Genomic DNA, 18830 nt, shown 5'->3' on the forward strand with positions numbered 1-18830 from the left:
ATTGTCGACAATCCTACATTTTCACAACGCTTGGAGACGATCATGGCTGAGCTCTCGCCGGCACTCAAGCAGGCCACGCCGGTCCTGGCCGCCCGCGGCGAAGGGATCTACCTCTACGACGAGCAGGACCGGAGGTACCTGGACTTCACCGCCGGCATCGGTGTGACCAGCACCGGCCACTGCCACCCGCGCGTGGTCGAAGCCGCCCAGCGCCAGGTCGCCACCCTGATCCACGGCCAGTACACGACAGTCATGCACCGGCCGCTGCTCGAGCTGACCGAGCGGCTCGGCGAAGTGCTGCCCGAAGGCCTGGACCGGCTGTTCTACGTCAACTCCGGCAGCGAAGCCGTCGAGGCCGCGGTGCGGCTGGCGCGGCAGGCCACCGGCAGGCAGAACATCGTGGCCCTGCAGGGCGGCTTCCACGGCCGCACCATGGGCGCCGGCGCGCTGACCACCTCCGGCACCAAGGTGCGCGCCGGGATCGGCCCGATGATGCCCGGCGTGGTGTTCACCCCGTTCCCCGAGCCCTACCGGCACCGCTGCAGCGAAGCCGAGGCCGTCCGCTTCGCGCTGGCCGAGTTCGACCAGCTCCTGGTCACCACCAGCGCCCCGCGCGACACCGCGGCGATCATCGTCGAACCGGTCCTCGGCGAGGGCGGCTACCTGCCCGCACCACCGGAGTTCCTCACCGGCTTGCGCGAGCGCGCCGACCGGCACGGGATCCTGCTCATCGTCGACGAGGTGCAGACCGGTGTCGGCCGCACCGGCCGGTTCTGGGGCCACGACCACGCCGGCATCCGCCCGGACATCCTGATCACGGCCAAGGGCCTGGCCAGCGGCTTCCCGATCTCCGCCATCGCCGCGCCGGATGCGCTGATGAGCCAGGCCTGGCCGGGCTCGCAGGGCGGCACCTACGGCGGCAACGCGGTGGCCGCCGCCGCCGCGATCGCCACCCTGGACGTGGTGCGCGATGAGAAGCTGGTCGACAACGCCGCCGAGCAGGGCCAGCGGCTGCGTGACGGACTGCGCGCCATCGCCGCCGGCCAGCCGCTCATCGGCGAGGTCCGCGGTCTCGGCCTGATGGTGGCCAACGAGTTCACCGCCGCTGACGGCACACCGGACGCGGCGACGGCGGCCCGCGCCCACGCCGCTGCCGCCGAGCGCGGCCTGCTGCTGCTGACCTGCGGCCCGCACGGCAACGTGGTGCGCATGATCCCGCCGCTGATCGTCACCGGCGACCAGATCGACGAAGCCCTCCGGCTGTGGGAGGAGGCCGTCGGGGCGGCCGTCACCGGCTGACCAGCGGCACCGGTGGTGGGTGTGATCTGGGCCTCGCGCCCACCACCAGCCGAAACGAACGCACCCGGTCACCGTTCGATAGCAGGGGCTGTCCCCGGCCCGGTCGTCTGGAATGCTGCACGCCAACGATCGACGCGTGCGGGACGCACCCGCATTTGAACCCACGCAGGTGTGAGCATGAGCGACGACTGGTCGGCTGGTCGACAGCCGAGAGGCCGCCGGCCCCAAGGTGGCGGCTACGACTACTACCGCGGCGCCCGCGGCCCGGACGGCCCGCCGCCCCCACCCGGGCGTCGCCCGCCGCCGCCGCGCGGCGGCCACCGCCCGCCGGTGGACGAACACCAGCCGCCACCCCGCAGGCCGCGCCGCAAGAAGCGCTGGGGACGGCGCATCGGCATCACCGCACTGGTGCTGCTGGTGCTGCTGGGCGGCCTGGTGATCTACTTCGACAGCACCCTGCAGCGCACCGCGGCCCTGGACTTCGAAGGCCCGGCCCCGGACTCCTCGGGCACCAACTGGCTGCTGGTCGGTTCCGACAGCCGCGAAGGCCTCGACGACGCCCGCCGCGAGGAGCTCTCCGCCGGTGACGCCGGCGGGCGCCGCACCGACAGCATGATGCTGGTGCACATCCCCAGCGGCGGCGGGCAGCCGGCCATGATCAGCCTGCCCCGCGACTCCTACGTCCCCATCCCCCGCCACGGCAAGACCAAGCTCAACTCGGCCTTCTCCTTCGGCGGCCCCCAGCTGCTGGCCCAGACCGTCGAGCAGGCCACCGGCGTGCACATCGACCACTACGCCGAGATCGGCTTCGGCGGGTTCGCCGACCTCGTCGACGCCGTCGGCGGGGTCGAGATGTGCCTGGACAAGCCGATGAAGGACGAGATGGCCAACATCGACCTGCCGCAGGGCTGCCAGACGCTGGACGGGCCCAGCGCGCTGGGCTTCGTGCGGGCCCGCTACTCGCTGGCCGGCGGTGACCTCGAACGCGCCGAGAACCAGCGCAAGCTGCTGGGCGCCCTGGTCAAGCAGGCCACCAGCCCGACCACCCTGTTCAACCCGTTCCGGCTGTTCCCGCTGGCCTCGGGCGCGAGCAAGACGTTCCTGGTCGACGACGGCGACCACCTGTGGCACCTGGCGTCGCTGGCGCTGGCGCTGGGCGACATCAGCGGCGGCAACGGGGTGACCACCAGCGTGCCCTTCGGCCGCTTCGGCCGCGACGCCAACGGCGGCTCGGTCATCGTCTGGGACTCCGACGGCGCCTCCCGGATGTTCGACGCGATCGCCAACGACCGGCCGATCCCACCGGACCTGCTGGAGAAGTGAGCCGGACACGATGTGGGCCGCCCCCGGAGAGCACCGGGAGCGGCCCACATCGCCGTTGGGAGGGACGATCAGGACGCGAAGCGCCGCAACTGCTTGGTGTTGCCGTTGAAGCTGTCCTGCCCGCCCGGCAGCGGCCCCTGATCACCGTGCTGCCAGATGCTCTGGTAGTCCCAGCCCGCGGGCAGCTCACCGATCTGCGGGGCGTAGCGGGCGATCCACAGCGGGTTGTTCGCCGCGAAGTCGGGATTGGCGCCGGTGCAGCGGTTCCACCAGTCGGTGGTGGTGTAGATGGCCGGGAAACGACCGGTGCGGGCGTGGTAGGTGTTGGAGAAATCGGCGATCCACCGCGACATCGCGGCCGGGTCCAGCCCGTAGCAGCCATCGCCGTAGGGGTTGTACTCGATGTCCAGCGCCCCCGGCAGCGTCCGGCCGTCCCGGTGCCAGCCGCCACCGCTGTCGACGAAGAAGTGCGCCTGCTGAGCGCCGCTGGAGCGGTCGGGCAGCCCGAAGTGGTAGGCGCCGCGGACCATGCCCACCGCGTGCGACCCGTCGTACTGCTGGGCGAAGCTGGTGTTGCGGAACCCCGATCCCTCGGTGGCCTTGACGTAGGCGAAACGTGCCCCGTCGGCCCAGGCCCGCGCCCAGTCCACATTGCCCTGGTGGCCGCTGACGTCCATTCCGGACACCACACCGGCGGGCACCTGCGGCGGCTGGCCGCTGCGGTTGGTCGGCAGGCTGTAGCCGGCCCAGGCCCCGTGGGGGTCCTGCGGGTCGAGCAGCGGTGCGCTGCGGGGGCTGGTTGTTTCGGCATGGGCGGCACCGGTGACCACAGTGGCCGCCGCGACCAGCGCGGCCAGCAGCCCGGCCGTCCTACGTGGACGGCGACCGGACCGGGAACGCCGGTGGTTGTCGTTGAACGAACGTCGCACTGAGCTCGCCTCCTCACCGACGCGGAATCCGTCGCCGAGCGGAGCCGGGGCAGTTGCCCGGCGGGGAATGAGGATCTTCTGGCGATCGGAGAATAACCCGGCACCCCGGACACCGCCGGGCACCGACGCGCCGATTCGCCCGGTACGGCCAGTCCACAGTGGTGCGCCGGTGACGCAGATCTCCGCGATTGGAGAATCCCGGCCGCATCGGGTAGGTCTCGGGCATGGCACAACGAGCGGGTGGCCGCGCAGGGCGGCACGGATACCGGCGGCGACCGGACGATCGCGAGCCCACCGGCGGTCCGCGCGGTGACGAGCAGGCGCTGCGGCAGGAACTGCGCGCCATGCACGGCGCCAGCTACGGCCGCTACAAGTCGCTGCGCGGCCAGTGGCGCTTCGCCGGGTTCACCCTGCAGGTCCAGCGCGTGCAACCCGATCCCTTCGCCCCGGCCAGCCGCTGCGAAGTCCGCGTCACCGACGAGGTGGCCGCCTTCCCCGAGCAGCTGTGGCGGTCACCGGTGCGGGCCCGGGCGCTGGCCGGCTACCTCGTGCGGGCCGCGCACCGCCATCTCGGGGACAGCAGGCTGCGCGTCGACGCCGGCGGCCAGCAGGTCCTGGACCGCTCGGCCTGCCAGGTCGACGGCGGCGAGGTGGTGCTGCGGCTGGGCATCGACCTGCCGGGCCGCGGCCGCACCATCGACGGGCGCCAGGCCGAACGGGCGCTGTGCGACGAGCTGCCGGAGGTCGTGGAGACGGCGCTGCGCTGGGCCACCGCCGAGCAGGCCCGGGTGCGGGAGTTCGTGGCGTCGGTGGAGGACACCGATGCGCTGCGCCGTCAGCTGCCCGGTCTCGGGCTCATCGCCTTCGTCGCCGACGGTGCGATGCTGCCGCGGCGCAGCGGCGTCGACGAACGCCCCCTGCCCGGTGGCGTGCCCTTCTCCTCACCGGAGTCGATGCGGGTGAGCGTCGAGCTGCCCAACCGCGGCCGGGTGAGCGGGATGGGCGTGCCCGAGGGCATCACGCTGATCGTCGGCGGCGGGTTCCACGGCAAGTCGACACTGCTGCGCGCGCTGGAGTTCGGCGTCTACGACCACGTGCCCGGCGATGGCCGGGAGCTGGTGGTCTGCCGCGCCGACACGGTCAAGATCCGCGCCGAGGACGGCAGGCGGGTGCACCGGGTCGACGTCAGCCCGTTCGTCAGCCACCTGCCCACCGGCGCCGACACCGCCGACTTCTCCACCGACAACGCCTCCGGCTCGACCTCGCAGGCCGCGGCGATCGTGGAAGCGGTGGAAGCAGGTGCCAAGGTGCTGCTGGTCGACGAGGACACCGCAGCCACCAACCTGATGATCAGGGACGCCCGGATGCAGGCGCTGGTGGCCAAGACCGCCGAACCGCTGACCCCGTTCGTGGACCTCATCCGTCCGCTGCGCGCCGCGCACGAGGTGTCCACAGTGCTGGTGATGGGCGGCTCCGGGGACTACATGGACGTCGCCGACCAGGTGGTGATGCTCGAGGACTACCACGCCCACGACGTCACCGCCCGCGCCCGGCAACTGGCCGCCCAGCCCACCGGCCGCCGCTCCGAGGCCGACACCTTCCCGCCGGTGCGCCACCGCGTGGTCGATCCGCGCTCCATCCCCACCGACCGGCCCAAGGTGCGCGCCCGCGGCGTGGACGCCCTCACCCTGGGGGAGTCCACTGTGGAGCTGCGCGGGGTGGAGCAGCTGGTCGATCCCGCGCAGGTCACCGGCATCGGCCTGGCGCTGGTCAGCTGCGCCCGCCGCGGCGTCCTCGACGACAGCAGGACGGTGGCCGAAGTGCTCGAGGCCTTCGCCGCCGACGTCGCCGAGCGCGGGATCGCCGCGGTCGACGACCGCCACGTCGGCGACTTCGCGGTGCCGAGGCCACTGGACCTGGCCGCGGCCCTCAACCGGCTGCGCGTCCTGCGGATCTCCGGGTTCCGGAGCTGATCAGCGCTCGTTGCACTGGCAGGCCCGCAGCCGGGACCACTGGGCAGTCGGCCTGCCGTCGGTGCGCATGCTCCCGTCGCTGGTCGGCCAGCCCGGCGGCGAGTCCTCCCACGCCTCCTGCCTGCCGTACGTGGTGATGTCCAGCAGCCCGCACGAAGGTGCCATGATTTCCACACCCCGCCCGGTGGTCCAGTAGGTCTCGAACACCCGCTGCTCGCGGCGCAGGTAGCACACCAGCAGGAATGGGGCGGTGCGCCCGGCGCGCAGGAGGTCCATGGACTCCCGCGCCGAGTACCAGGGCACCTCCCAGCCCATGAAATCGCGGTAGGCGACGCTGTCCTCGTACGGGCCCTGGCACAGCGTCGCGTAGGTGACGTCGCGGGCGTGGAGGTAGGACAGCTCCCGGACCTGGCTGTTGAAGTAGGTGCAGCCCTCGCACTGCTCGGCGGCGCTGCGCCCGTCGTGCCACATGTGGAAGTAGGCGATCAGCTGCCCGCGGCCCTCGAACGCGGCCAGCAGCGTGGTGGGCCCCTCAGGTCCGGTCAGCGGGGTGGCCGCGTCGACCTCGACCATCGGCAGCCGGCGGCGGGCCGCGGCGATCGCATCGCCCGCGCGGGTGTGCGCCTTCTCCCGGACCCGCAGTGCCTCCACTTCGGCCAGCCAGGTGGCGCGGTCGACCACTTCGGGCAGCGCGGGGTCGGTGGTGGGGTCAGCGTTCATCGTCGTCTCCTTCGTTCCGTTCCAGGTGGTGCTTCAACGCGCTGAGCGAGCTGTCCCAGTCGCGGGCGAGCGCGGCCAGGAACTGCTGCGCGATCTGCATCGGGCCGGACTGCAGCCGGTAGCGGACCCGGCGCCGCTCCCCGTGCTCGGCGGCGACCAGCCCGGCCTCGGCGAGCAGGGTGAGGTGCTTGGCGATCGCCTGCCGGGTGATCGGCAGCCGGCCGGCCAGGTCCGTTGCGGTGGCCGGTCCCGAGGAGGCCAGCTCGGCGAGGATGGCGCGCCTGCTGGGGTCGGCCAGGGCGGTGAAGACCTGTTCGGCGATCGCCTCGGCGTCAGGCCGCATCGAGGTGCTCGGTCAGCTCGCCGAGTTCGCGTGACCAGCCCTCGGTGTGGCTGTCGTAGATCTCGCGGTAGTGCTCCTCGGGCAGCTGCGCGAAGCCGGTCTCGACCACGGTCAGCCGGGTTCCCGCGCCGACCGGTTCGAGGGTGAACTCGACGTAGGTGCGGCGCGGGTCCTCGCTGGGCAGCTCGGGGATCTGCCAGGTGAAGCCGAACACCGAGGGTTCCTCGACCCGCTCCACGCGCAGGTGGGTGGTGGGCCCGCCGTGCCAGATCAGGTGTCCTCGGCCGCCCGGGTGCAGCTCGATGCCGGCTTCGTCGCCGAACCAGGAGCTGAGTCCTTCGGCGGTGGTCAGCGCCGCCCACACCTCCTCCGGCGCCCGGTCGAGCTGCACGGTCCGTTCGATGCGGTCGGGAAAACCCATGGCGAACTCCACTAAGTAGCAACCAGTCAGTTGCCACTGTATCGCAATCGATTGGTTGCTACAAGCGTTCGGGGCCGCGCCGGGGTTTTGCCCGGGGTCCTCGGCGCGCATCATCGAAGTGAGCGGATTCGCCCGATTGCTGCCGCGCCCCAGGCGCGGGCGGACGGGAGGCGCCTGGCATGGCTGTCCCGGACCGGACCACCACCGGTTACACCGACCGCAAGCACGCAGGCCGGGTGCTGGCCCGGCGGATGAGCGGACTGGACCTCAACGATCCCGTCGTGCTCGGCCTGGCCCGCGGGGGAGTGCCGGTCGCCGCCGAGGTCGCGCGGGCACTGGAGGCGCCGCTGCGGGTGTGCGTGGCGCGCAAGATCGGTGCGCCGAGCCAGCCGGAACTGGCCGTCGGGGCGGTCACCGCCGAGGGCCCGGCCAGCTACGACCCGCACCTGGTGCGTTCCTTCCACCTCGACGAACGCACGCTGCAGGCCGCCTGCGAGCGCGAACGCGCCGAAGCCCGGCGCCGGGAGCGGCTGTTCCAGCGCGGTGAGCCGCTGTCGCTGGCAGGCCGCGACGTGGTGCTCGTCGACGACGGTCTGGCCACCGGGGCCACCGCCCGGGCCGCGGTGCGGATGCTGCGCGAGTCCGGGCCGCGCAGCATCGTGCTCGCGGTGCCGGTGGGCTCGCCGGACGCGGTGGCCGCGCTGCGCGAGGAGGCCGACGTGGTGCTCTGCGTGCTGCAGCCGGTCGGCTTCGCCGCGGTGGGGCAGTGGTACCGCGATTTCCGGGCCACCACCGACCAGGAGATCCACGACATCCTCGCCGAGTCCGGCTGATCGCCCGCCGGTCCGCACGAGCCCCTGCCAACTTGAATCACTTTCATCTATTGGTTCAGTGCAGGCCGAAATCACCTGCTCCGCAGGCAGCATCACGAACAGGGCAGGGGAGAAGCCTGATGCTGTGATCACCCGGCGCCGCCGCGAAGCCCGACTCGCCGGAGGATGTCCGGGAGGAACGTCTCCCGAGACGGCGCCGCGGGAGGGTTCCGGAGGGAGCGGGAACGATCTTGCGCTGGTCGGCGCATGGTGGGTGCGCAGCGGAGAACACTGGTTTTGATTGCTTCTCATGTTTCAGTGCGGACCGAAACAAATCCTGCGGATCAGGTCGCACCAACCCGGGCCCGGACGCGATAACCTCAGCTGCACCTGCTCCTGCGTCGCGGAGGACTTGGGGATCGGGTGGTCAGCGGCCACCGGTCGGGGGGCTTCGGGCGCGTCGGGGTGGAGTTGGGCATCGGTTTCGGGTTGATTGGGTCGCTATGACTTCCGCTGGACATTCCGAGAGCACGCCATCGCAGGCGGGCAGGCACACACCACCTCGGCGGTCGGGTACGAGACGGGGTGAGGAATCCGGCGAGCAGGGGTACTCGGCCGAGGTCGCCTGGCAGGTGGGCGAGGCGACGGTGGCGCTGGGCGAGCGGCTGCGGGACCCCTCGGTACCGCACAACGTGCCGGAGATCGAGAAGGTCATGCGCGGGTTCTCGCTGACCGTGGAGGGCATGTCCGCCGGGGTGGGCGGGGTGACCGAGTGGTTGCGGGCGGCCGGGCACGTCGGCCCGCTGTCGGGGCACGCGAGCGTGATGGCCGAGCGGCTCTCGCACATCGGCAAGGAGCTGACCCGGTTGGCCGAGGCGATCGAGCAGGCGCAGAAGCGGGCGAGCTGAGCCCTCCCGCGCCGGCGCGGCGCAGCGGGGTGGTCGTGCTCGGCGTGGCCGGGCTGCTCAGTATGTTGGTGCTTGCATCGCGGCTGCGGTGATCGGGTTGTGCTGGTCCGCCGCCCTCCGGTGCCGGGGGTGCGCGGGCGGGGCTGGTGCGTGTGGGTGTGGAGGTGGCCCCTGTGGTTCGCGGCAGTGTCGGAGATTCCTCTGCCGCCTTCGATTCGCTGTTCAGCGAGGTGTTCGCCGGGTCGGCCGGTGCGACGGCCGCGGAGGGCTCGTTCACGTTGGGCTCGTTGCTCGACGAGCAGGCGCACGAGGTGGTGTCGAAGGCGGTCCGGGCCACTGTGGACTGGGGCAGCCGCGAGCTGGACAGCGCGCACCTGCTGTGGGCGGTGACGCAGGTCCCGGCGACCGCTGAGCTGCTGGTGTCCTCCGGAGTCCGGGTGGAGGACCTGGCCGCCGCGGTGCGCTCGGCGGTGGGCGGGCAGGAGTTGTCGGGCGCGGGCCGGCCGGTGCTGTCCCCGGCGGCGCGACGTGCGCTGCTGGGCGCTTACCAGCAGGCGCTGGGCGAGGGTGCTGATGTGGTCGGGGCGCGGCACGTGGTGCTGGGGCTGGCCGCGGACGCGGATTCGGTGGCGGGCCGGGCGTTGGCGCGGGCGATCGAGTTGGGTGATCGGGGTGGGGCTGGGTCGGTGCTGAGCGTGACGCCGCGGCTGGACGAGTTCGGGTTGGACCTCACCGAGCTGGCCCGGGCCGGCCGGCTGGATCCGGTGGTGGGCCGCGACACCGAGATCGAGCAGGCGATCGAGGTGCTGGGCCGCCGGTCGAAGAACAACCCGGTGTTCGTGGGGGATCCGGGAGTGGGCAAGACGGCGATCGTGGAGGGCCTGGCCCGGCGGATCGTCGAGGGAGCGGTGCCGTGGTCGCTGGCCGACGTGCGGGTGATCTCGCTGGACCTGGCCGGGATGGTGGCCGGGGCGAAGTACCGCGGTGAGTTCGAGCAGCGGTTCCGGGACGTGATGGCCGAGATCCGCGCCAACCGCGACAGCGTGCTGGTGTTCATCGACGAGCTGCACAGCATCGTCGGCGCCGGTGCCGGTGAGGGCTCGATGGACGCCGGAACCATGCTCAAACCGGCGCTGGCGCGCGGTGAGCTGCGGCTGATCGGGGCCACCACGGTCGAGGAGTACCGCAAGCACGTGGAGAAGGACCCGGCGCTGGAGCGCCGGTTCGCGCCGATCATGGTCGACGAGCCGTCGGTGGCCGACACGATCGTGGTGCTGGAAGGGCTGCGGGAGCGGTACCAGCGGCACCACCGGGTGCGCATCGACGCCTCGGCGCTGTCGGCGGCCGCGGAGCTCTCGCAGCGCTACATCGCCGACCGGTTCCTGCCGGACAAGGCGGTGGATCTGCTGGACCAGGCGTGCTCGCGGGTGCGGTTGCGGCGCGGCGGTGAGGTGCGGGAGTCGGCGGTGTTCGAGCCGACGGTGGTGGCCGACGACGTGGCCGACGTGGTGGCCTCGCGCACCGGTATCCCGGTGGCCGATGTCAGCGCCGCCGACGTGGAGCGGTTGCTGGGCCTGGAGGAGCAGTTGCGCTCGCGCGTGGTCGGCCAGGACGCGGCGGTGGCCTCGGTGGCCGAGGCGGTGCGCCGGGCGCGGGCCGGGCTGGCCGACCCGGACCGGCCGATCGGCAGCTTCCTGTTCCTGGGGCCAACCGGTGTGGGCAAGACGGAGCTGGCGCGGGCGCTGGCGCAGGCGCTCTTCGGCGATGTGCAGCGGCTGCTGCGGCTGGACATGGGGGAGTTCCAGGAGAAGCACACGGTCTCGCGGCTGGTGGGCGCGCCGCCGGGATACGTCGGTTACGGCGAGGCCGGGCAGCTGACCGACCGGGTGCGGCGCCAGCCCTACTCGGTGGTGCTGCTCGACGAGGTGGAGAAGGCGCACCCCGATGTGTTCAACACGCTGCTGCAGGTGCTCGACGCGGGCCGGCTGACCGATTCGCAGGGCCGCCTGGTGGACTTCCGCAACGTCGTGGTGATCATGACCTCCAACATCGGCGCGGACCGGATCATCGACGCCGGGGCGGATGCCTCGGAGTCGGCGCTGGTGGTGCTGGAGGAGCTGCGGACGTTCTTCCGCCCGGAGTTCATCAACCGCATCGACGACGTGGTGGTGTTCCGGCCGCTGGGCAGCGTGCAGTTGCGGCGCATCGCCTCGCTGCTGCTGGAGCGCACCGCCGAGCAGCTGGCGGCCAAGGGGGTGCGGCTGGCGGTCTCCGACGCCGGGCTGGACTGGCTGGTGGAGCGCGGGTACCAGCCGGAGTTCGGGGCGCGGCCGCTGCGTCGGGTGATCGCGCGCGAGCTGGACAACCGGCTGGCGTCGATGGTGCTGGGCGCCTCGGTGTCGGCGGGCGATCAGGTGTCGGTGGACGTGGTGGACGGGGAGCTGTCGCTGACGGTCTCCACGCTGTGGGAGCCGGTCTCGGGCGGGCGGCACGCCGCGCCGAGCGAACCGGTCGAGGTGGTCTCCGAGCCTGTTCAGCGGCACAGCGTGCTGGGCTGAGTGCGTCACGCTGCGCAGTCGGCGGCGGTGCCGCGTCCGGGGTGTGGGTGTCCTTGAGTGGGGGTTGTGCGTCGCTGGTGGTGGTGACTCCAACCCCCGTTGTCACACGAACGTGGTGAGCCTTGTTGGGCTGGCCGGTGGCTCTTACGGTGGGGGTTGCGGTTGAGCAGCCGCCACGGCGCACCTCTTGCGTGAAGCGCAGCGACGAGTTCTGGGCCCGTGGCCGAAGTCGGACCGTCGATACGCGAATCAGGGGGAGGTAGCGTGATCGTCTCCAGATCCGGTATGCGTCAGGTCGCCTGGACCGGCGGTCCCGCGATCGTCGCGCCGCGGGCGCCGAGCGATCCGCCGGTCGGGCACTGTTGCCCGGCGGCGTTGCGGCTGGCTGTGGAGTGGCCTGTGCCGGGCGTCGTGGTGGTGCGCATCGGCGGCGAGGTCGACGTGGCCACGGTGCCGAGGCTGGCGGAGCTGCTGCGGCAGCGGTTGACCGCGGCGGCGCTGCAGACGGTGGTGCTGGACCTCTCGGCGGTGACCTTCGCCAGCAGCGCCGCGGTGGAGCTGCTGCTGCACGTGCAGCGGCGTGCCGAGCACCGCGGCGTGGGATTGCTGGTGGTCACCGGTGAGGTGGTGCTGCGGTTGTTGGTGATCACCGGCCTGCGAGAGCGGTTCACCTGCCGCGACAGCGCCGCCGAGGCGGTCAGCGAGGCGCGCAGCTGAGTGCGCAGCGGGTGCCCGCGGCCAGGTGGTCGGCCAGCGGTGCCCAGCTGCCGTCGGGGTTGTAGGGGCCCCAGCCGCCGGGGTCGTTGGACCAGTACCACCAGCCGACGCCGGCCTGTTCGGCCATGGCGAGCACGTCGTCGACGTAGTCCAGCGAGCCTTCCCGGGTGGCGTCCAGGCCGAATTCACCGATGACCATCGGCATGCCCAGTCGCCGTGCGGTGGCGGTGTTGTCGGCGAACCACTTGCGCATGGTGTCCTGGGTGATGGCCCGGGTCACGCCGGTGTAGGCCTGGCCGGTGTCCAGCAGCAGCGGGTACAGGTGCGGGGCGTAGGCCAGGCGGGGCTGTCCGGGGCGCGGGTCGGTGAGCTCGGGCAGCGAGGAGGCGATGAGGGCCTGGTTGACGCCGAAGGCCTGGGGTTCGACGAAGATCCAGTGGGTCGGGTCGACCTCGCGGATGGCGTCGATGGTGCGCTGGTAGAGCGGGCCGAGGAGGTCTTTTTCGAAGAACGGCCACGGGACGCTGCCGCCCCACGGCTCGTTGAACAGGTCGTAGCCCAGCACGCGGTCGTCGTCGGCGAAGCGCTGGGCGACGTGGGCCCAGGCGGCGGTGAAGTGCTCGGCGAGCTCGGGGTGCTTGCCGGTGGTGCCCCAGAAGTGGTCGAAGGCGCGCATGACGCCGGGCTGCAGGTAGGTCAGCGGCCAGGGGTCCTGGAGGCTGGCGGGCAGGCCGTCGAAGTGGGAGGCCCAGGCGGGGGCGCCGCCGTTGCGGCCGGTGCCGGTGACCGCCGGTCCCCACAGGTCCTGGTGCATGTCGAGCACGACGTGCATGCCTGCGCGGTCGTAGGCGCCGACGAGCTCGGTGACCTCATCGAGGTAGGCCTCGTCGTAGCGGCCGGGTTCGGGTTCCACTTTGGACCAGTAGATGAGCAGGCGCACCGAGTTGGAGCCGATCTTGTCGGCTTCGGCGGCGATGTCGGCGGGGGTGGTCCAGGGCATCGCGTCGGGGGAGTCCTTGGAGCTGTGCCCGTTGTTGAAGCCGTGGGGGACGAGGGGATTGCCGTCGAGGTCGGTCAGCGGACGGGGGTTGTCGGCGGCGTGGGCGGTGGTGGTCGCGGTCAGGGTGAGGGCGAGCGCGGCCAGGGCGGTGGTCAAGCGCCGGAGGGTCATGGACGGCGACGGTAATGGACCCACCACAGAATGTGAAGATAATTCATGAATGGTTGAGTCGGTCGGAGCAACCACGTGACCAGCACAACCCCGGCCACCCACGGCCCTCCGGGCGGTGGAGCGCGCTCGTCTAGGCTCGTGGGCATGCCGGACACGCAGTACGAAGACCTCCTCCGCCACGTGCTCGACACGGGAACCCGCAAGGACGACCGCACCGGCACCGGCACCCGGTCGATCTTCGGCCACCAGCTGCGCTACCGGCTGGCCGACGGCTTCCCGCTGATCACCACCAAGAAGGTCCACTTCCGCTCGGTGGCCTACGAGCTGCTGTGGTTCCTGCGCGGCGACTCCAACGTCAGGTGGCTGCAGGACAACGGCGTCACGATCTGGGACGAGTGGGCCGCGCCCGACGGCGACCTGGGCCCGGTCTACGGCGCGCAGTGGCGCTCCTGGCCGACCCCCGACGGCGGGCACATCGACCAGATCGAGCAGGTGCTGCGCACACTGCGCGAGAACCCCGACTCCCGGCGGATCATCGTCTCGGCCTGGAACGTCGCCGACATCCCGCGCATGGCGCTGCCGCCCTGCCACGCGTTCTTCCAGTTCTACGTCGCCGACGGCGAGCTCTCCTGCCAGCTCTACCAGCGCAGCGCCGATCTGTTCCTCGGCGTGCCGTTCAACATCGCCAGCTACGCGCTGCTGACGCACATGATCGCCGAGCAGGTGGGCCTGGGCGTCGGCGACTTCATCTGGACCGGCGGTGACTGCCACATCTACGACAACCACGAGCAGCAGGTCCGCACGCAGCTGGCGCGCGAGGCGCGGCCGTTCCCGGTGCTGAGCCTCGAGCGGGCACCGAGCCTGTTCGACTACACCTACGAGCACATCACCATCGACGGCTACGACCCGCACCCCGGCATCAAGGCACCGGTGGCGGTGTGATCGGCCTCGTCTGGGCGCAGTCGGCCGACGGGGTCATCGGCCGCGACGGCACGATGCCCTGGCACCTGCCCGAAGATCTCAAGCACTTCCGGTCGGTGACCTCCGGGGCGACGGTGCTCATGGGCCGCCGCACGTGGGAATCGCTGCCGCCGCGGTTCCGGCCGCTGCCGGGCAGGCGCAACCTCGTGCTCTCCCGCACCCCGCAGGACGGCGCGGAGACCTTCACCGACCTCTCCCGGGCGCTGGCCGCGGCCAGCGGTGATGTGTGGGTGATGGGCGGCGCGGCGGTCTACCGGGCGGCACTGCCCATCGCCGACCGCATCGTGGTCACCGAGATCCGCGAACGCTTCGAAGGTGACACCTACGCCCCGGAGGTCGGCCGCGAACCGGACTCGGTCGGGCCCTGGCAGCAGTCGCAGACCGGTCTGCACTACCGCTTCCTGACCTGGGGCTGATCACGCCGACCGCGAGCAGCCGCGAGATCGCTACCCCGGGTCTCGCAGCGCTTGCCGACGATCAGACGGCTATGCCTCGGTAGCATCCTGAATGCGTTGGTGCGGCGGCGTTCTCGCCTCATGCGGACAGGTCGAGCCATTCCCCGACGGCCAGCACGCGGGCGCGCTCTCCGGCGTGGGTGCGGAATTCCTCCTCCGGGTCGGTGACCTCGACGTAGCCGGTGTCCTTGTCCGGTTGCTCGGTCTCGTAGTGCATCGGCACCGCGTACCGGGCGTTGAGGATCTGCGCGGCCGCGGCGGCCTGGTGCGGGTCCAGCGCGGCGGGCAGCGGGCTCGGCGGCTGCAGGTGCGGCGCGTCGACCACCGCGCCGTTGGCGGGCAGGAACACCGCGTCGAACGGGCTGAACCGGCGCGCGATGCGCCACCAGTAGCCGTGGAACATCGTGTCGCCGCCGTGGAAGACCCGCTGCCCGCCGGCCTGCACCACCCAGTTCAGCTGCGGGTCGCCCAGCCCGTCGACGGCGGGCACCGCGGTGATGCGGAACGGCCCGATCTCGCGGGTGGACCAGGCGTCGACGACCTCGGTGGCCAGCCGGTGCAGGGCCAGCTCGCGCTCGGCGGGCAGTGTCGTCACGTTGTCCACCTCATCGCCGTGGCCGGGTGCTGGTCGCAGCACCGGTGCCCCCGGTGCCAGCACGTCGGCGAGGGCGGCTGCGTCGGTGTGGTCCCGGTGCAGGTGGGTGACCAGTGCGGCGGTGACGGTCCCGCTCGGCGGTGCCAGCGCCGTGCCGGGCTTCCACTGCGGGAACAGCGGTGTGAGGTCCCGTGCGTAGTCGATCACCAGCCGCCGGCCGTGTGATTCGATCTCCAGTCCGGCCCAGCCCAGTCGTCGCATTCGCATCTCGTGCTCCTCGCTGTCGGTGGCGGCACCGGAATTTAGCGTACGTTCGTTCACCAAATCAATAGCGAACGCACGTACGCTATTCTTGTCGCATGTCACCGCGACGCTCAGCCGCCGAGGCGCAGGCCACCCGGGGCCGGATCCTCGGCAGAGCCGCCGAGATCGCCTCCGAGGAAGGACTGGACGGCATCACCATCGGACGGCTCGCCGAGGAGATGGAGATGAGCAAGTCCGGAGTGCACAAGCACTTCGGCACCAAGGAGACGCTGCAGATCTCCACGCTGGACAAGGCTTTCGTGGACTTCTGGCACCGGGTCGTCGAACCCGCGCTGGCGCAGCCACCGGGCCTGCGGCGGCTGCGCGCGGTGTGCGACAACTCCGTGAGCTACCTGGAAACGCCGCTGCTGCCCGGCGGCTGCCTGATGACCGCGGCGCTCACCGAGTACGACAGCCGCCCCGGCCGGGTCCGCGACGCGGTGGCCGAGGTGTGGTCGCGCTGGCGGGAACAGCTGCGGGCGGATCTGACCGCCGCGGTGGCAGGCGGCGAGCTGCCCGAGGGGTTCGACGTCGAGCAGGCGCTGTTCGAGATCGTCGCCGCCGGGCTGGCGCTGAACGCGGCCATGCAGCTCGAGCACGACCGGGCCGCTGCGGCCAGGGCTCGCCGTGCGATCGAACGAGCCCTGGAGCAGAGCTGACCGCGTACTGACCGCTGCACGGTCACGGGTGGGGGTCGTCGACCTTGAGGGCGTCTCCGGTGTTGGAGACGAAGACGACCAGGAGCTTGGCCCGGTCGGTCCGGCTGGCGTTCTCCGTGAGGACGTGGTGGGCGCCGGGCTGCTCGACCCAGTTCTGGCCCTGGTGGTAGGTGCTCGTGGGCTGGTCGTCGAGCTGGCTGCGCAGGGTGCCTTCGAGGACGTAGGCGTAGACGAAAGCCTCGCCGTGCCGGTGCGGGGTCGCGCGAGCCCCGGGTGGGAAGTCGACGATCGACGAGGTGAACGTCTTTCCCGGCGCGTTCGGAAGGGCCTGCTGGAGCAAGGGGGTGAGGGTCTCGGTGGGTGGCTGCGTGGCGGCCATCGGGGCCTCGGCGGGCTGCTCCGGGGCGGCGCAGGCCCCGGTCAGCGCGGCGACGACCAGGAGACCTGCTGCGATGCGGATTCCGTTCATGAGGATGTCCTGTTCAGCCTTCGGTGACGCGGATGATCGTCTTTCCCTGGGTGCGCTTGCCGGGGGCGAATGCGGTCGGCGCTTCGGCCAGCGGCCGCACGGCGCCGATGGAGGGCTTGAGCCGGCCCTCCCGCAACCGCGCGGCGAGGTCGGCGAGCCGGGCTCGGTCGGGTTCGACGACGAAGAAGACGGCCCGCCCGTCCACGGGCCGGACCTCGGGCGGCATGGCGATGGTCACGAGCGTGCCACCGGGACGCACCAGGGCGGCCGAACGCTCGAGGACCTCCCCGCCGATCACGTCGAACACGACGTCGACCTCGCCGGCGTCGGCCAGGTCCTCGGTCTGCAGGTCGAGGAAGGCTCCGGCGCCCAGCGCGAGCACCCGGTTGCGGTCGCGAGTCCGGCCGGTGCCGATGACACGAGCGCCGGCTTCGCGGGCGAGCTGCACCGCGATCGACCCGACGCCGCCGGCGGCGCCGTGGATCAGGACGGTCTGGCCGGTGGTCAGGCGGCCGTGGTCGAACAGGCCTTGCCAGGCGGTGAGCCCGGAAATCGGCAGCGCGGCGGCCACCGCGTGATCGACGTCGGCCGGCAGCGGTGCCAGATTGCGGGCCTCCACCGCGGTGTATTCGGCGAGGGTGCCGTTGCGGGTCCAGTCGGTCAGTCCGAACACCCGCTGGCCGACGCTCAGACCGGTGGTGCCGTACCCGAGCTCGGCAACGACACCTGAGAGCTCGTGCCCGGGCACGCTCGGCGTCCGGTCACGGCCGGCGCGGTCGGTCCAGGTGCCGGGCCAGTCCAGTTCCCCAGGGGTGAAGCCCGCGGCGTGCACCCGGACGATGACGTCGTTCTCGGCCGCATGCGGGTAGGGCATGTCCGTCAGGGACAGCCCAGCGGCACCCGCGTCACGGTCTCGCACAGTGATGCTCTGCATGACAAGTCCTTACCGGGCAGGAAGCGTTTCGAACGCACAACCACGCACACGCAGAGCTCATGGTGGCTCGTCATCAGGACAGCAGCAGGTGATCCACGCCCCGCATCCGATCGATCGCCCGTGCTCACCCGCATCGCCTCGCCGCCCCGTCGTGCGTCCTCACCAGGGAGACGAGCCGACCCCGCCGGGTGTGACCGCCCAAAGCGACGCCAGCCGGGCGCAGGCCGAACCCGGTGGTGATCAGCCGGGAATCCGCGGATCACCACCGGCCCGCTACACCGGCAATGGCTCACGGCCCCAGCGGCAGCAGGATTTCGGCGATGGTGGTCTGCACCGGGTTGAGGCGGGTTTCGCCGTCCTCGACGTCCCACAGGCAGTTCTGCAGCACCCGGCCCAGCGACCAGCCCACCGCCCGGCGCCGGTCCAGGCCCAGCACGTCGGTGAGGATCGCCAAGCGGCGGCGCAGCGCGGCGGGCAGGTCACCGGTGGCCACCAGCTGCTCCCAGCGGTTGTCCAGCGCGGGCAGCAGATCGAAGCCCGGGTCGCCGATCAGCGGCTGCGGGTCGATGGCCAGCCACGGTTCGCGATCACCGGCCAGGACGTTGTCGTAGTGCAGATCCCAGTGCAGCAGCCGGTCGCCGGGCTCGGCGAGCAGGTCGGTGACGACATCGGCGAGGCGCCGCAGCAGCGCCGCATCGCCGTCCTCCAGCTGCGTGCACGCCTGCGGGGTGTCGCGCACCATCGCCGAGGCGATATCGCCCAGAGCGCGCACCCCGGCCGGTGCGGCGACAGCGTGCAACCGGGCGAGCAGACCGGCGATGACGCCCACCGCGGCATCGTCATCGTCCACACCCGACAGTGCCGTGCCCAGGCGTTCCAGCAGCATGCTGCCCGAGTCCGGGTCGTGTTCGAGCATCCGGACCGCGCCACGGCCGTCCCAGGTCCGCAGGCCCAGCGGCTCACCGGCGGTGTCGGTGGTGACGGGCTGCAACTTCAGCACCGCCGGGGTGCCGTCGGAGCGCAGCACCGGCAGCACCAGCGCCACCATGCCGTGTCGGGGGTCGCCGTCCAGGCGCAGGTCCCACGCTTCCAGCCGCTGCTCGGCCAGTGCGGGCAAGTCGGTCAGCCAGGGGCCGTCACCGAAGATCTGGTGGTGGGTGGCCGCGTACTCGGCGGGAACCACCACAGCGGTACCAGTCACGGAAGAACTCCTTCGTCACCAAGGGCAAGCACGTGCGGGTGGCGAAGGAGCGGAGGTGG

The 18830-nt window shown here is 71.8% G+C and carries 19 protein-coding genes; 10 read left to right on the forward strand and 9 right to left on the reverse strand.

Translation table 11 applies throughout. The features are described from left to right. The first annotated feature begins 42 nt into the window (after positions 1-42). Positions 43-1299, forward strand: a complete 1257-nt coding sequence (locus tag ATL45_RS31595) for an aspartate aminotransferase family protein (protein WP_093146069.1) — start codon at positions 43-45, stop codon at positions 1297-1299. 177 nt (positions 1300-1476) lie between these two features. Beyond that, on the forward strand, positions 1477-2622 hold the full coding sequence (locus tag ATL45_RS31600; protein WP_246025663.1) for an LCP family protein: 1146 nt from the start codon (positions 1477-1479) through the stop codon (positions 2620-2622). Between the two features lie 68 nt (positions 2623-2690). On the opposite strand, the gene ATL45_RS31605 is transcribed toward ATL45_RS31600, so the two are convergent. After that, positions 2691-3551, reverse strand: a complete 861-nt coding sequence (locus ATL45_RS31605; RefSeq protein ID WP_246025664.1) for a lysozyme — start codon at positions 3549-3551, stop codon at positions 2691-2693. A 224-nt stretch (positions 3552-3775) separates the two neighbouring features. Here ATL45_RS31605 and ATL45_RS31610 point away from each other — a divergent pair, with 224 nt between their 5' ends. Then, complete coding sequence (locus tag ATL45_RS31610) at positions 3776-5524, forward strand: ABC-ATPase domain-containing protein (protein ID WP_093146067.1); 1749 nt, start codon at positions 3776-3778, stop codon at positions 5522-5524. Here ATL45_RS31610 and ATL45_RS31615 read toward each other — a convergent pair whose 3' ends face one another. From ATL45_RS31615 to ATL45_RS31625, 3 genes are read right to left on the reverse strand one after another with little or no spacing between them, the layout of a single operon-like run. After that, positions 5525-6244 carry a DUF899 family protein gene (locus tag ATL45_RS31615; RefSeq protein ID WP_093146066.1) on the reverse strand — a complete coding sequence of 240 codons (720 nt, stop codon included), beginning with the start codon at positions 6242-6244 and terminating at the stop codon, positions 5525-5527. Further along, positions 6234-6587, reverse strand: coding sequence for an ArsR/SmtB family transcription factor (locus ATL45_RS31620; protein WP_093146065.1), 354 nt, complete (start codon positions 6585-6587; stop codon positions 6234-6236). The genes ATL45_RS31615 and ATL45_RS31620 overlap by 11 nt, the downstream gene beginning before the upstream one ends. Continuing rightward, entirely contained in the window at positions 6577-7008 is a 432-nt protein-coding gene (locus ATL45_RS31625; protein WP_093146064.1) for an SRPBCC domain-containing protein, read from the reverse strand. Before ATL45_RS31625 ends, ATL45_RS31620 begins: the two co-directional genes overlap by 11 nt. Positions 7009-7187: 179 nt before the next feature. Between ATL45_RS31625 and ATL45_RS31630 the strand changes: the two genes are divergently transcribed. The 4 genes from ATL45_RS31630 (at position 7188) to ATL45_RS31645 (ending at position 12003) form a co-directional block, all read left to right on the forward strand. Next, entirely contained in the window at positions 7188-7841 is a 654-nt protein-coding gene (locus tag ATL45_RS31630; protein WP_093146063.1) for a phosphoribosyltransferase, read from the forward strand. A 482-nt stretch (positions 7842-8323) separates the two neighbouring features. After that, positions 8324-8728 carry a hypothetical protein gene (locus ATL45_RS31635; protein WP_093146062.1) on the forward strand — a complete coding sequence of 135 codons (405 nt, stop codon included), beginning with the start codon at positions 8324-8326 and terminating at the stop codon, positions 8726-8728. Between the two features lie 173 nt (positions 8729-8901). Further along, positions 8902-11286, forward strand: a complete 2385-nt coding sequence (locus ATL45_RS31640; RefSeq protein ID WP_246025665.1) for an ATP-dependent Clp protease ATP-binding subunit — start codon at positions 8902-8904, stop codon at positions 11284-11286. A gap of 264 nt (positions 11287-11550) precedes the next feature. Next, a complete protein-coding gene (locus tag ATL45_RS31645) occupies positions 11551-12003 on the forward strand; it encodes an STAS domain-containing protein (protein ID WP_093146060.1) in 453 nt (150 codons plus the stop codon). Here the strand turns inward: ATL45_RS31645 and ATL45_RS31650 are convergent. Further along, positions 11984-13174, reverse strand: coding sequence for a glycoside hydrolase family 5 protein (locus tag ATL45_RS31650; protein ID WP_093146059.1), 1191 nt, complete (start codon positions 13172-13174; stop codon positions 11984-11986). The genes ATL45_RS31645 and ATL45_RS31650 overlap by 20 nt on opposite strands. A gap of 144 nt (positions 13175-13318) precedes the next feature. Here ATL45_RS31650 and ATL45_RS31655 point away from each other — a divergent pair, with 144 nt between their 5' ends. Beyond that, complete coding sequence (locus ATL45_RS31655) at positions 13319-14116, forward strand: thymidylate synthase (RefSeq protein WP_093147237.1); 798 nt, start codon at positions 13319-13321, stop codon at positions 14114-14116. Then, positions 14113-14571, forward strand: coding sequence for a dihydrofolate reductase (locus tag ATL45_RS31660; RefSeq protein ID WP_093146058.1), 459 nt, complete (start codon positions 14113-14115; stop codon positions 14569-14571). The genes ATL45_RS31655 and ATL45_RS31660 overlap by 4 nt, the downstream gene beginning before the upstream one ends. A gap of 118 nt (positions 14572-14689) precedes the next feature. Here ATL45_RS31660 and ATL45_RS31665 read toward each other — a convergent pair whose 3' ends face one another. Continuing rightward, entirely contained in the window at positions 14690-15472 is a 783-nt protein-coding gene (locus ATL45_RS31665) for an MBL fold metallo-hydrolase (RefSeq protein WP_093146057.1), read from the reverse strand. 92 nt (positions 15473-15564) lie between these two features. Between ATL45_RS31665 and ATL45_RS31670 the strand changes: the two genes are divergently transcribed. Continuing rightward, positions 15565-16167 (forward strand): TetR/AcrR family transcriptional regulator, encoded by a 603-nt coding sequence (locus tag ATL45_RS31670; RefSeq protein WP_093146056.1) that lies wholly within the window; start codon positions 15565-15567, stop codon positions 16165-16167. 22 nt (positions 16168-16189) lie between these two features. On the opposite strand, the gene ATL45_RS31675 is transcribed toward ATL45_RS31670, so the two are convergent. The 3 genes from ATL45_RS31675 to ATL45_RS31685 form a co-directional block, all read right to left on the reverse strand. After that, entirely contained in the window at positions 16190-16636 is a 447-nt protein-coding gene (locus tag ATL45_RS31675) for a cupin domain-containing protein (protein ID WP_093146055.1), read from the reverse strand. Positions 16637-16649: 13 nt separating this feature from the next. After that, positions 16650-17570: an NADP-dependent oxidoreductase gene (locus ATL45_RS31680; protein ID WP_093146054.1), complete on the reverse strand. Its 921-nt coding sequence runs from the start codon at positions 17568-17570 to the stop codon at positions 16650-16652. Between the two features lie 289 nt (positions 17571-17859). Further along, positions 17860-18771, reverse strand: coding sequence for an aminoglycoside phosphotransferase family protein (locus ATL45_RS31685; RefSeq protein WP_093146053.1), 912 nt, complete (start codon positions 18769-18771; stop codon positions 17860-17862). Positions 18772-18830 lie beyond the last annotated feature (59 nt).

It is taken from the genome of Saccharopolyspora antimicrobica (assembly GCF_003635025.1).
Taxonomy (GTDB): Bacteria; Actinomycetota; Actinomycetes; order Mycobacteriales; family Pseudonocardiaceae; genus Saccharopolyspora; species Saccharopolyspora antimicrobica.